General features: G+C 32.0%; 15 protein-coding genes. 13 read left to right on the plus strand and 2 right to left on the minus strand.

Going from position 1 to position 12,810, the window contains the following annotated elements; genetic code table 11:
- The first annotated feature begins 332 nt into the window (after positions 1–332).
- The 9 genes from ABEY15_RS06770 (at position 333) to ABEY15_RS06810 (ending at position 6,965) form a co-directional block, all read left to right on the plus strand.
- Positions 333–806 (plus strand): hypothetical protein, encoded by a 474-nt coding sequence (locus ABEY15_RS06770; protein WP_429889301.1) that lies wholly within the window; start codon positions 333–335, stop codon positions 804–806.
- Between the two features lie 36 nt (positions 807–842).
- Positions 843–1,796, plus strand: a complete 954-nt coding sequence (locus tag ABEY15_RS06775) for a hypothetical protein (RefSeq protein ID WP_429889302.1) — start codon at positions 843–845, stop codon at positions 1,794–1,796.
- 228 nt (positions 1,797–2,024) lie between these two features.
- Positions 2,025–2,546, plus strand: coding sequence for a GIY-YIG nuclease family protein (locus ABEY15_RS06780; RefSeq protein WP_429889303.1), 522 nt, complete (start codon positions 2,025–2,027; stop codon positions 2,544–2,546).
- 273 nt (positions 2,547–2,819) lie between these two features.
- Complete coding sequence (locus ABEY15_RS06785) at positions 2,820–2,948, plus strand: hypothetical protein (protein ID WP_429889305.1); 129 nt, start codon at positions 2,820–2,822, stop codon at positions 2,946–2,948.
- Between the two features lie 198 nt (positions 2,949–3,146).
- Positions 3,147–3,374, plus strand: coding sequence for an HTH-like domain-containing protein (locus tag ABEY15_RS06790; protein ID WP_429889306.1), 228 nt, complete (start codon positions 3,147–3,149; stop codon positions 3,372–3,374).
- Between the two features lie 119 nt (positions 3,375–3,493).
- The gene (locus ABEY15_RS06795; protein WP_429889307.1) at positions 3,494–4,030 is read left to right on the plus strand and encodes a hypothetical protein; all 537 of its coding nucleotides are present in this window, start codon (positions 3,494–3,496) and stop codon (positions 4,028–4,030) included.
- A gap of 61 nt (positions 4,031–4,091) precedes the next feature.
- Positions 4,092–4,379 carry a hypothetical protein gene (locus tag ABEY15_RS06800; RefSeq protein WP_429889309.1) on the plus strand — a complete coding sequence of 96 codons (288 nt, stop codon included), beginning with the start codon at positions 4,092–4,094 and terminating at the stop codon, positions 4,377–4,379.
- A 243-nt stretch (positions 4,380–4,622) separates the two neighbouring features.
- The gene (locus ABEY15_RS06805) at positions 4,623–5,876 is read left to right on the plus strand and encodes a hypothetical protein (RefSeq protein WP_429889310.1); all 1,254 of its coding nucleotides are present in this window, start codon (positions 4,623–4,625) and stop codon (positions 5,874–5,876) included.
- 948 nt (positions 5,877–6,824) lie between these two features.
- On the plus strand, positions 6,825–6,965 hold the full coding sequence (locus tag ABEY15_RS06810) for a hypothetical protein (RefSeq protein WP_429889312.1): 141 nt from the start codon (positions 6,825–6,827) through the stop codon (positions 6,963–6,965).
- A 530-nt stretch (positions 6,966–7,495) separates the two neighbouring features.
- On the opposite strand, the gene ABEY15_RS06815 is transcribed toward ABEY15_RS06810, so the two are convergent.
- Both ABEY15_RS06815 and ABEY15_RS06820 read right to left on the minus strand, forming a co-directional pair.
- A complete protein-coding gene (locus ABEY15_RS06815; RefSeq protein ID WP_429889314.1) occupies positions 7,496–7,666 on the minus strand; it encodes a tyrosine-type recombinase/integrase in 171 nt (56 codons plus the stop codon).
- Positions 7,667–7,748: 82 nt separating this feature from the next.
- Complete coding sequence (locus tag ABEY15_RS06820; RefSeq protein WP_429889316.1) at positions 7,749–8,348, minus strand: TetR/AcrR family transcriptional regulator; 600 nt, start codon at positions 8,346–8,348, stop codon at positions 7,749–7,751.
- A 259-nt stretch (positions 8,349–8,607) separates the two neighbouring features.
- On the opposite strand from ABEY15_RS06820, the gene ABEY15_RS06825 reads away from it, so the two are divergent.
- From ABEY15_RS06825 to ABEY15_RS06840, 4 genes are read left to right on the plus strand one after another with little or no spacing between them, the layout of a single operon-like run.
- Positions 8,608–8,808: a Spo0E family sporulation regulatory protein-aspartic acid phosphatase gene (locus ABEY15_RS06825; RefSeq protein ID WP_429889318.1), complete on the plus strand. Its 201-nt coding sequence runs from the start codon at positions 8,608–8,610 to the stop codon at positions 8,806–8,808.
- Positions 8,809–8,868: 60 nt separating this feature from the next.
- A complete protein-coding gene (locus ABEY15_RS06830) occupies positions 8,869–10,878 on the plus strand; it encodes an acetoacetate--CoA ligase (protein ID WP_429889319.1) in 2,010 nt (669 codons plus the stop codon).
- A 21-nt stretch (positions 10,879–10,899) separates the two neighbouring features.
- On the plus strand, positions 10,900–11,880 hold the full coding sequence (locus ABEY15_RS06835; protein ID WP_429889320.1) for a fumarylacetoacetate hydrolase family protein: 981 nt from the start codon (positions 10,900–10,902) through the stop codon (positions 11,878–11,880).
- A 14-nt stretch (positions 11,881–11,894) separates the two neighbouring features.
- The gene (locus ABEY15_RS06840) at positions 11,895–12,806 is read left to right on the plus strand and encodes a VOC family protein (protein ID WP_429889322.1); all 912 of its coding nucleotides are present in this window, start codon (positions 11,895–11,897) and stop codon (positions 12,804–12,806) included.
- Positions 12,807–12,810: the final 4 nt, after the last annotated feature.

A 12,810-nucleotide genomic window follows, 5' to 3' on the forward strand; every position in this document is an offset into this window, starting at 1 on the left:
AGTTTTATTTTTATCTACTTTTTATTTAGAGGTACTATGTTAACCACTATGCCAATTAAATCTGTGTATCTATTATTTTATTCGATAGTCTAAGAGGGGTGAAACGTACCATAAATAGAGGCGGTTTAATCACATAAAAATTAAAAAGTAAGGAAAAGAAGAATCATCTATGATGGGTTTTCTTTTCCTTTTTAATTTTATTAGAATTCGAAAAAATTCATTTCAACAATAGTGATTATAATCAGTTTTAAACTAAAAAAATCGTTTTAAATTGATTATTTAATCATAATGTGATTAAATGATTGTATACATATATATTAGGAGGGAATGCAATGTTAACAATTCAAAAAGCAGCAGCTGAACTTTTAAAAGAAGCAAATAAGCCGTTAAATGCAAAAGTAATAGCTAAATTGGCTTTAGAGAGAGAAATGATTAAAAAAAGCAGTGCAGTTGATCCAATTCAATCTTTGTCTCAAACACTTGAGAGAAATGTAAGGAATAATACTGGTAATCATCCAAGACTAGAATTTATAAGTACTGAGGATGGGAGGTGTCTTGCTCTTCCTGAGTGGGGATCAAGTGAGGATGCTTTAGAGGGTCAAAATGAAGAGTATAAAGATGATCTACAGGAAATTAGAATTAAAATACACAACAGCATTTTAAATAAAGTTAAGATACACCAACTTAGTAATGATTATAAAAATATAGATGAAGCATTACTAGACTTAATAAAAAAAGGACTGTGGGCTAGCTCTGATGAACTTATAAAAAAACTGAAGTCAGATCTTGACGATTTATGTAATTAGAATACCAAAGTAAAAAATAAAAGAGAGGTTACGAAAATGATCAAGGCAAATGAAATGGAAGTATTAAAGAGTTTTTTAATTGAATCTAGAGAGTTACATTTTATTGCTAAGACATTTAGGGTTGATAAAGAAAAAGTAAAAGCTATTTTAAGCAAGTATGATCTTGGTAGCGGTTTAAAGGGATTGCTAAAAGAGATATATAAAGATGACTTTCCCAAAATGGAATTAGAACTAGAAAATATATCAAACAATCAAAGTTCTATATTAGTCGATATTAAAGTTCTTAAATATTTTCTGGTTTATGGTTTTTCTAAACGAGGTATATGTAGGTTAATAAAAGAATTAGAAGATGCATCCGGTAAAAAGGCTCAAGTGATTACAGATAAATATGAACTTAATAAATCACACAGGGGAATTTTATTTTTACACACTAAAAATCAATTTGAAAGAATTATAGGTGAGATAATAAAGGAAGGGAGAGCAGATTGTGAAAAACTTTTCCTTAACACTGAAAGGTTCTCCTATAAGTACAAAGGTCTGAAATTAGTTAAGGATAATAATTGCAAGAATGACTTTTATAATGTATTAAATGGTGAATTAAGAAATTTGATTCAATCTGTTTTTAAGGATATAAAGAGTGATATAAAATCTTGTCAGTATAAAGGATGTATGGTCACAGATTTACATAGTAGCCATGCAAACGAAAAAGGGCAAAGTAGACCGGACCTTTTTAAAAAATCTGTAAATGAATACCTTAAAAAGACTGGACAAGAGAATGAAATTGATTTAGAAGAAGTAATTATCACATTTCTTAAGAAACATCAGAATTGTGAATCGAATTCAGTTGGGAAAAAACGATATCCACCTGTTACATTTTTGTGTAGTAAGCATCATGATGAATATGGAGATTTATTTATTAAGGATAAATCAGGTTATCAAATCAAAAACAAGACAATGTATGATTTGTTTATAGATCAATTAAATTTTTAGAAAGCTTACGTACAATCAAAACTGAGTATTAAACGAAAGGGGTACCATCAAATAGAATCTCGATGGTACCCCTTTATATTAGGTATTGAAAAAGTTTGTTTGTGAAATAAAAATAAAATATCAAACTTTAAGAACTAATCCCCTATTGATAATTAGTTATATAAAGTATAATTAAATTAAAGAAAATTTTACCAGCAGTTAATTATATTAAACATTTGGAGAGATACTATGCAATGGACCAATAAAAATATATCTGTAATCCCTACAGCAAGTTACCATATCTGGCAGTTATCTAATATTCGTAATCATAATGTTACCGGTGTCTATGTTTTTAAAGACAACAAAAATAATGTTATTTATATTGGAGAAGCAGTTAATATAGCATCGCGTGTAAAAAATCATATTTATGGAACCACTGTAGAAATGCTAAGAGGTGGTTGGCAACGTATCCACCAAGTAGATTTATACGAAACAGGTACAGGAATGCAAGGAATATTAGATGCTAAATTTCTAGAAAAGTGGCTTATATCTCAATTACATCCCTATTTAAATAAAGGTTATGGACAAACCCATCCCAAAGTATTAAATTACCTAAAAACTAGTAACGAATGTCGTTGGAATTGGAGTCCTGCTGATCAAGCTGCTTGTCAAAGTGTATATTTACCAGTATCCATTTCGGAATTTGACAGCATTAGAATGAATAGAGAAAAAGCAAAATTAAAGCGTAAAAAGACTAAAAAAAAGAAATAACAATAAAGAAGATTTTTACAAAGTATCTCAATAAGGTGGATAAAAAGTTAATAAAGTTTTATCATGATTAACTGAACAAATGCAAATTTGTTCAGTTTTTTCTTGTACAAATTAAAAGTAATTTCAATTTATTAAGAGACTCTATTATAATAAAAAATAGGGAGTGAGCTTTAAATGAATATTCCAAATAATGATCGATGACCGTTCAATGACAACTTCTAAACAAGGTTTAATTAATGAAAATATTTTACACTATTAGATGTAGCTGATTATATGGCTGGACTTTTTAATCCGACTAAGATAAAGAAAATAAAAATGTTAGATGCAGGTGCAGGTAGTGGAAATTTAACATTGGCATTTATAAATAAAATGTTGGAAATTATTTTACTGGACAAGGTGTAGATAAGTCGTCAGATGATGACTTGTCTACACCTTTTTTGAATACTTTTAATATCTAGTAGAGAAGTTAAATTGTCTTTTAGAGACGTTTTATCTATTCCTTTTTTAATATGCTTTGACCTTTAACAATCTTATTGAAGGGTTTTGCTATTCTTATGGCGAAAAAAGTACTATAAAAATTTATATAGGAGGGCTTCTTATATGAGTCTAAATGACCTAGCAAAGATATTGAATGAAATGTATTCAAATGCTCCAGAAGGGGATCAAGTAGCAAAAATTCACTTGTTTGGGGTAAAATATGCAGATTGTATTTTAAGAAATAACTATAAAGCTACTGAAATTGTTCGTTTATCAGGAATAAATCAATCCTATGCTACTGAAGTGAGTAAAGGAATTAAGTTGTCTAAATATGTAGTACCAAAGAATTAAAGGTATGTACTTTAATAGGGAGGATATTGAAGTATAGCGAGATTTTTTCTATGGATATACACAATAGGTAAAAAAAGCCAACATATAATGTACGAGTTGGTTAAAAAGGGGGAGTTTTTTTGATAAAAGAAAAATATTTTATGGTCCTGTTAGCTGAAAATAACCATGGAAAAGGAACAGTTCTTGAATCAATGGTCATCAAAGCTAATAGCCACCTAACAAGAAAAGGCGAAAAAAGATTACAGTTTTCTAATCGAATAGTTAATGCTTTTGTGTTCCGTAGGTCTTTTCAAGAGGTGGAAAAAAGTAAATATCCGACACCATTTGATGCACTTGTAGGAAATTTTGAGGAACAAAACATCCAAGAAGATTGGTATGATAAAGAACTTATTATAATGCCGTCACATGCTAATCAAAGAGAAAGTTGTTACAATGATGTAGTACAAATGATGGAAACAGCACAACAGTATGGATACAACACATTACTGGCGTATATTATGATGGATAAAGCAACAGATTATGCAGAATATGAAGATATCCTCAAATTAAATTGGGATAAAAAATGGGAGCTTGTAAATCCTAGAACAGCAAATCATTTACAGGAATGTTTGTCGCTAGGAAAGGATCTATTTGATAAACTAGATAAATTATTTTAGCCAATGAATGAGATTTCTAATTATAAAAATCCCATTTAGATAGGTTAGGGTGAGTGATAGAATGACTAAAGAAGAAGAAATAATGGATTTTTTACACGTAAGAGTTTTTGATCCTGTACTTCAATCTACAACCGCTACAGAATCTTTGAAAAAGGGAATAAGATATACAATTATGAGATTAAAGGAAAGAAATGCAGAAGGTATGATTACTTATTTTTGGTCTGCAATTGTCGGAACGGAGAGAAGTACAAAATTTGCTAGACTGATGAAAGATAATGGTTTTACACGGTTTGAGGAAGTAATAGATGAATTTAGAGAGAAATTTAATAATCAATGGATAAATGGTTAAGTCATTTCATTTTTAAGATTGTATGATACTTAGCAAATCAATTGAAATTAAAAGCAAGCAGCAAAGGATAGAATAATTGATTGATAATAGCTGATTTAATATAAACAGTAAATATTTATTTAATTTTTAATCGAGGAGAAGATAAATTGTCTTTTAAAGATGATTTATCTTTTTCATTTTGTATACATAAAAAAATTAAAAATTTATGTGAACTTACTAATTATTACAAAAAAAGATATATAATTGAATAATATATCCATAGTTAGAGGTGACGATATGGAAACCACTTTAGTATCTTCTTTAAACTTTAATGAAATTAAAGAACTTTTTACATCTTCCTATACTATACCTGAGGAATTTAAGGAAATTATAAAAAAGGCAATTAATCAATACTCTCAACCTAATAAAAAAAGCGAAGAAAAATTAAATGAATTTGTGAATAAATCTTACTCCCCTTTAGATACATTTAGCTATCTGACTACAAATAATAACGGCAATTTTAACCAATGGAATGGACATTTAGCGGAATGGATTACATGTTTTGAATATAATTCAGGAAGAAACAATGATAGTGTGGTCTTTACCTTTGTAAACCCTGATTCTACTTCAAAAGCAGACCTCTTGCATATAATAAAAGTCGGTAAAGGTTTTAAGTGTGTTGCTGGAGCAGATATTAAAACGGGGAGCACAAAGTATGTTCTTGATCAATTAGAAAAGGTTTGGAAACATGAAGGAAGTATTCCATTTTTCGATTACCATAATACATTGCAAAATAGGGAAAGGCTAACTCAAAAACAAAGAGAACGATTAGTTAAGTTAGAAGAAAAATATCATAAGAAAAGGATCATAACATCTAGTTATTCAAGAGAAGAACAAATAAAATTCAGCCATGACTATCTTTCTTATGTTGCAAAAAATGAAACTGGTAATCTACTTGAACTGATAAATAGCGCTAAACAGAATATACAAGATTTTAAGAAGCATGAAAGAAGTTGGATGGATTTTAATCAAGGAACAATTGAAAAGTTTAAAGTTGAGTCCGAAGTGAAAGATAAACAAAGACCTGATAAAGTAGTAGAGGGTAAGCAAGAAGGAAAGGGCCAGGATTCAAAAAAATCTTGGTTTGTTAATGAATTAAAAAAGTCTAAAAATTGGCTTATGAAAAAATCTAATAATGTAATAAGTTATATTAGTGAAAATAAGAGTGAAATTATAGAAGGTGTTGTACATAGTGTTGTGGAAACAGCTGTAAATAAAGGGGTTGAAAAATTATTTAATTATAAACCGAACCAATCAAATAATGTTCAAATAGATTCCAAAGATTTAACTGAAACTCCGAAAGTAAATACAAATAGCAAATTATCACAAGCAGAACCTTTAAAAACTGATTCAGTGAAAAGAGCATCTCCGAGAGAACATGAAGTTAATGGATATTTTAAGCAAAGTGGAAAATATGTTCAGCCGTATCCAAGAGGGGGAAATAAAGATAATAAATAAAAATAATTCTTAATAACAAAACCTCATTAAGATTCAATACGGTGAACCGTATTACAAGTGATAGTAAAGCTGAAATTCGAAAAAGTTATAGGGCTTTTTCACATCTCCTTTTTTGAAATATAATATTTTGAATAAACTCGTATAGTTAAAAACTATAAATAAATAATTTAAACCTGAATAAAATTTATATCCATAATCAACTATTTTAGTGTTATAGCTTGGTTCATTAAAATAAAGAATTTAGTAGGAATAGATGAACAATTAAGCATGTTAACAAAAGGTAAAAATGTAAAATCATAACGAATCAACATTGTTTCACTTAAATTAGAAATAGAATCTAGCTTACTTTACAAGAACAGTCAGTATGGTATAAAGAGGCTACTAAAGATTGTTAAAATTATTTTTATCCGATGGGAACGTAATAATATCGTCTTGCCTCAATTTTATTTGGTCACAATTATACTTCTGAAAAGTGGGGGAATAAACTGTGAAGATATTGCTGTTACAAAAAGGACACCAAGGTAATGAGGATAATTGGTATATAAGTGCATGACCATGTCATAGTAGTCTCAGTAGTGATCATGGTATTAAAGGAAGCAGTATGATACTATAACTTAATTTTGACAATTTTTAAAATAATTTACTTGTATTATTTATTAATTAATCACAATTTATGGTATTATAGTACTATACATCATAGATTTCCAAAAGAAAAATTAATCAATAATAATAACTATACATCTTAAGATGACAACACGAATGATAAAAAAATTAAGGAAACTAAATTAGCGATAAGACTTTGAACCCAATTTCTTACTAGCGACTAGTTTCTTTATATTTATCTTCGTTGATGTCATCTTTTATTTTTGGTTTAAGGAGGGTGATTGCTAATGAGAAAAATTAACTAGTATTTGACTCAATGAATTTTTTTAAAAGGAGGTGAAAAAGATGGGTTTAGATAACATTACATTAACTATAGGTACCCCTTTTATTGATATTGAAATTGAGTTTAATTTTACTCAATCTGATCCACTAGAAGACTTTAAAGATCAGTGTCTAGCTGAGGAAGAAGACATAGAATTTGAATAAATCTGGTTTATTCTTGATAATCCGCTATGCTTTGCTTGCATAGCGGATGTTCTTGAGTTTATAAAGGTTGATAAATAAATATAGGGGATAAGTTATTTACTTATTGTGTTTTGTTATTAACTTTCAAAAATTGTATATAAGATGATGTATATGAATTAGAATGAGAAATCTAATTAGATACTTAAAGGTGATCTAAATTTATATAAAAATAAAAGGCTTTTTGGTCAAAAAAATGGTCAAGAATTAATTATTTTCTATTGTAAAGATTTTAGTAACATAAGAACTAAAAGGGGTTTGAAATATTGATAACTAAAGTTTTTTAATAAGGAAATCCTAAACTGTGAAATCAAGTGCACTATCTTGACAGGGTAGGGGTCGCTGGTTCAAGTCCAGTTGGGATCATACAGATTAGAAAGCTCAAACCTAGGTGTATCAAGGGTTTGGGCTTTTTCTTTGTTTTCAATTACTTCCATTTTTTGTAATGAATAATATTTATTGCACAAAAATTGTACAGAAACTTCACATGCATATTAATCTGAAAATTTCTCATCAAAACGATCATCAGTTTTTTTCTGCATTTCTTCATTGGAATGAGAGTAAATACCAAGTGTTGTTTCCACTCTTGAATGTCCCAATCTTTCGCTTACAATTTTAGGATTCTCGCCCATTCTCATTAATATTGTGGCATGAGTGAGGCGCAAATTATCCCTTTGTGGTTTAATTACCGGACCTTAATTAATAGTATTGGATATAAAACCGACCTTAAATATTAATCTACTATTATTAATTCATTTTTCGAAATCCAAGTTTTTCTATATCTTCATTCTTTAATAATTGTCTAATAGACAAAATTGCAAATTCTACATAATCCTCTGGTGATTTACTACTACGGTCCTTCCAATCCATTACAGCTGCATAAATCATCCAACTTAGCATAGTAGCTATTATTCTTAGATTTTCACTTCTTTCAACCTGATATTTTTTTAATAGTGATTGGAAAAAAATATGTTCAAGCTCTTTTTTTATGATAGATTCTATATTCATTTTCATATCATGATAACTTCTTTGACAGCGATCAGACAGGCTCATGTGAAATTTAGTGATTGATAAAAATACACGTTTGAGCAATTCCTCACTGAACTCATGATCATTCGATAGTTCCAAAAGAACATTTGCCATTAATTCTTCTTTAATGACTTTTTCGAGCAAATCATATTTATCGACGAAATGGTGATAAAAAGTTGCTCGATTAATCATTGCCCCTGATGTAATATCTCTAATTGTAATGCTATTGAAATCCTTTTTTTCCAAAAGATGAATAAATGAATTAATAATGAATTTCCTTGTTCGGATTATACGTAGATCTGTGTTTCCCTCAATCATAGTATACCTCCATTTCAGAAGATTTCGTCATTTTATGTAATATGTTGCTTAAGCAACATACTGAAGATTTTGTTGCTTGAGAGGTGATAAAACGATACCTATAATCAAATTATACAACAAGTGTTTCCTATACAACATAAGATTTGTTCAAATTAAGGAGGGTGTAAATGTTTAACAGAACAGATTTTAGAAAAGATGTAAAAGAGTATTCGGAATGGGGATTTAACAAAAATAGCTGTCAGGCCGGGAGTTCGGAACAATGGAAGATATAGAGACTATGATTGAAACAATGATTAACCTGTATCGATTAAAATTAAATAACACCGCTATGCACTGCGGATTTACTGCTCCGGAAACAGTCATATGCAGTCAGGAATTAGATAAATGGATTTTATTGGCTATTGGTAAGCGTTACCATAAACAGCTTAATAAAAAAAAGTTGCACACTGTACGTGCATAGCGCATAGGGATCGGACTATGAATAGATTTAACAATGGTGTTATTAAGAAGGAGGGAGCTCATGGATTTATCAGTTGAAGGATCGGTTTTGTGGGAACCAACCGAAGAACAGATTGCCAATAGTAATATAACTCGTTTTCAAAATTGGTTAAAACAAAATAAAAATATCAGCATTTCGACTGTCCAGGACTTGTGGAATTGGTCTATAAAAGAACTTGAGACTTTTTGGGCCTTTGTTTGGGAGTATGGTGAAGTACATTCTAGTACACCTTACCATCAAGTACTTAATACACGGGAAATGCCTGGAACTAAATGGTTTGAAGGTGCACGTTTAAATTATGCACAACATTGTTTTCGTTATGTTGTTCCAAATAAAACGGCAATTATTTTTCAATCTGAAAATAAGGGTTATCAAGAATTTACCTGGGAAGAATTACTTCGCAAAACAGCATCTGTTGCTACTTACTTAAAAGAGCAAGGCGTGCAAAAAGGTGACCGGGTCGTTTCTTATATGCCAAATATTCCGGAAACAGTCATTGCTTTTCTTGCATGTGCGAGTATTGGCGCTATTTGGTCTAGCTGCTCACCGGATTTCGGACCCAATAGTGTTATAGATCGTTTCAGGCAAATTGAACCAGTATTTCTTTTTGCTGTTGATGGATACCAATATAATGGAAAAACTTTTAATAAAAAAGAAGTGATTGAGCGGATCCAACAGGAAGTACCAAGTATAAAAAAAACTATCATAGTTTCATATATTGATAGTTTTGAAGCTACGGAACTTAAAAATTCAGAAAATTGGGAAAAAACACTGCATTTCGATGCGGAGTTAACATTTGAACAATTACCTTTTGACCATCCCTTATGGATTCTATATTCCTCTGGAACGACTGGCTTGCCCAAGCCAATTGTCCATGGTCATGGCGGGATTTTAATAGAGCAAATTAAAGTATCAAGTATAGAACAAAATTTCACTTCGGAGGATTGTATATTCTGGTTTACTACCACAGGCTGGATGATGTGGAATTCACTCATTGGGGGACTCCTTTCAGGTGCAACGATTGCATTATATGATGGAAGTCCGACATATCCAAACTTAGAAGTCTTATGGGATTTTGTCAATAAATCTAGAGTGACTATTTTTGGTACAAGTGCAGCCTATATTGATCTTTGCATGAAATATAATTTTAGGCCCAGAGATTACTTTCCATTAGAAGAGTTAAAAGCAGTGATTGCAACTGCTTCACCAATGACAGAAAGTGCCTATAAATGGGTATATGAAAATGTAAAAAAGGATATTTGGTTATCTTCTACAAGTGGTGGCACGGATGTATGTACGGCATTTGTTGGTGGTACACCTGTATTACCAGTTCGTTCAGGCATTATTCCAACACGTTCATTAGGTGTAAAGGTTGAATCCTACGATGATAATGGAAATCCAATCAAAAATAGTGTAGGAGAATTGGTAATTACAACACCCATGCCGTCAATGCCTCTTTATTTTTGGAATGATAAAGACAACGTTCGTTATTTGGAAAGCTATTTTGAAACATTTGTGAATGTCTGGAGACACGGTGACTGGATTCAAATTAATAATGATGGTAGTTGTGTGATTTATGGACGTTCTGATTCAACTATAAATCGATCCGGTATACGTATGGGCACAAGTGAAATTTATAAAATAGTCGATGCAATTCCAGAGATTCTTGAAAGCTTGATCATTGACTTAGAATACAGTGGCAAGTATTCATTTATGCCCTTATTCGTTGTCCTTCCCTCGAGTGTGAAATTAACGGATGACCTGAAACAGGTTATTAATGAGCAGATTATGCAAAATTTATCTCCTCGATTTGTTCCAGATGCAATTTATGCGATTGAAGAAGTTCCTAAAACATTAAATGGGAAAAAACTCGAGGTACCCATTAGAAAAATCTTGCTTGGAATGTCTATTGAAAAGTCTATTAATCCTGATTCAATGGTCAATCCAAAATCACTTCAATATTTTGTAGATTTTGCCTTACATATAAATTCCAAGAAATTGAATGAGCAAAAACAATTAAATTATCGGTGAAAAACAAAGGAGGTATTCCCAGTGGGAGTAAATGTTATCCGCTACAGTGAAAACAATGAAGTGAAATGGGGTGTAGTGCAAAGGGATCGAGTAGTACCATTTCAGGGCACATTTGATTCACTTTCTGAATTTTTAAAGGATGGAGCGCCTTTGGCAAGACAAGATATAAAGACAACAATTGATACGGTATCCCTAAAAGAGTTAGCTATTTTAAGCCCGGTGACAGAGCCAGCTCGTATTGTCTGTCAAGGGGCAAACTATAGAAGCCATCGCCAGGAAAGTGGATTAGATGGAAACCGTCCTCCTTATAACCTAATCTTTACAAAAGCCGATAGTTCTTTGACAGGAGCATATGACGATATACTTTGTCCATCACATGTACAATTGCTGGATTATGAAATTGAGCTGGGGCTTGTGATCGGGGCTGAAATAAAAGAACCAGTAGAGGTAACCGAACAGAATATCCATCAATATGTCGCAGGCCTAGTAATCGTAAATGATGTATCAGCAAGAGATAAACAAATTATGGAGATGCAATGGTATAAAGGAAAAAGTTATCGAACCTTTTGCCCGGTCGGACCTTACCTATACTTATTTGATGAAGGAGAGGCTTCATTATTGGAACAGCTAAGCTTGAATTTATGGGTGAATGGGGAGTTGAGGCAATCAGCTGACACAAGCCAGTTACTATACAAGCCGGCTGAAACGCTTACCGAACTGGCAAGCTTAATGAATTTATCCTCAGGTGATTTAATCTTGACTGGAACAACAGGTGGAGTGGCCCTCAAATTGGATGGAGAAATTCTTCAACAGATTACCAATCATGCCTTATCTCATCAAGAAAAGGTTCATTTCTTTGTTGAGAGTCAGCAAGGCAATGGATACCTGAAAAACGGTGATATTGTTCGCTGTGAAATCAAAAGTCTCGATGGTTCAATTGATTTAGGTGTGCAGGAAAACCGGGTTGTCGTACCTTCGGTAGTTGAAATATTAGTAAAATAAAGGGGGAAATAGGAATGTTGAATGTTTTTAAATTAGGTTATGCGGAATTTATCACAAAAGATGTCGAGGCACTCTTGCATTATTACACGGAAGTCATGGGACTATCATTAGTAGAACGGGCAGAGGATGGAACGGCTTATATTAGCAGCTGTCAGGATCATCAAAATATTATTTTAAGAGAATCTGATAACAGCCGTCTGCAAACGATAGGCTGGCAGTTAGATCGGAATTTATCTTTGAAGGAAGTGCAAGGTTATCTAAGAACACATGGAATTGCCAGTGAAATAAAAAGCGATGCCCAGCCTGGAGTTGCGGAATTACTGGAATTGTCTGATCCGGACGAAAACACCGTTCATCTCTATCAAACAATGGAATTGTCTGGACCGGGGTTTAGGAATAAAGGGATTATCCCGAACAAATTAGGCCATATTGCAATATGCTCAAGAAACGCTAAACAGGTTGTTGAATTTTACAAAGAGGTGTTGGGGTTCGGTATAACAGACAGAATGTTTGATGTTGCGAACTTTATGACATGCAACCATGATCATCATACGCTGAATGTTGTCTCTGCCCAGAAATCCCTGATGCATCACATTGCATTTGAATTGAGAGGAGCTGGTCATCAATACCACAGTTCCGATCTACTTGTCCAAAATAATATTCCAATTTTATGGGGGCCGTCGCGCCACACAGCAGGTCATAATATTGCTTCCTATCATCATGACCCGGATAAACACATTATTGAATTGTTTACTAGCATGGATATATATCTGCCGGAGCTTGGATACATGGAACCTCGTCCATGGCATGAGGATTTACCTCAAAAACCAAAGGTATGGGACACTTTAAGTTACTGGGGAACGGAGTATGGTTTTAACCTTGCATCAGTGATTGAGGAAAAAACTCTCCCGGTCCAAAAAAAATGAAGGT

The organism is Gottfriedia acidiceleris (assembly GCF_050457485.1).
Taxonomy (GTDB): Bacteria; Bacillota; Bacilli; order Bacillales; family Bacillaceae_G; genus Gottfriedia; species Gottfriedia acidiceleris_D.

Coding starts and splice junctions, on each gene's coding strand:
- ABEY15_RS06790 (WP_429889306.1), top strand. CDS start 3,147: ATGAGTCTAAATGACCTAGCAAAGATATTGAATGAAATGTATTCAAAT.
- ABEY15_RS06820 (WP_429889316.1), bottom strand. CDS start 8,348: ATGATTGAGGGAAACACAGATCTACGTATAATCCGAACAAGGAAATTC.
- ABEY15_RS06830 (WP_429889319.1), top strand. CDS start 8,869: ATGGATTTATCAGTTGAAGGATCGGTTTTGTGGGAACCAACCGAAGAA.
- ABEY15_RS06840 (WP_429889322.1), top strand. CDS start 11,895: ATGTTGAATGTTTTTAAATTAGGTTATGCGGAATTTATCACAAAAGAT.
- ABEY15_RS06770 (WP_429889301.1), top strand. CDS start 333: ATGTTAACAATTCAAAAAGCAGCAGCTGAACTTTTAAAAGAAGCAAAT.
- ABEY15_RS06810 (WP_429889312.1), top strand. CDS start 6,825: ATGGGTTTAGATAACATTACATTAACTATAGGTACCCCTTTTATTGAT.
- ABEY15_RS06825 (WP_429889318.1), top strand. CDS start 8,608: ATGGAAGATATAGAGACTATGATTGAAACAATGATTAACCTGTATCGA.
- ABEY15_RS06785 (WP_429889305.1), top strand. CDS start 2,820: ATGGCTGGACTTTTTAATCCGACTAAGATAAAGAAAATAAAAATGTTA.
- ABEY15_RS06775 (WP_429889302.1), top strand. CDS start 843: ATGATCAAGGCAAATGAAATGGAAGTATTAAAGAGTTTTTTAATTGAA.
- ABEY15_RS06780 (WP_429889303.1), top strand. CDS start 2,025: ATGCAATGGACCAATAAAAATATATCTGTAATCCCTACAGCAAGTTAC.
- ABEY15_RS06800 (WP_429889309.1), top strand. CDS start 4,092: ATGACTAAAGAAGAAGAAATAATGGATTTTTTACACGTAAGAGTTTTT.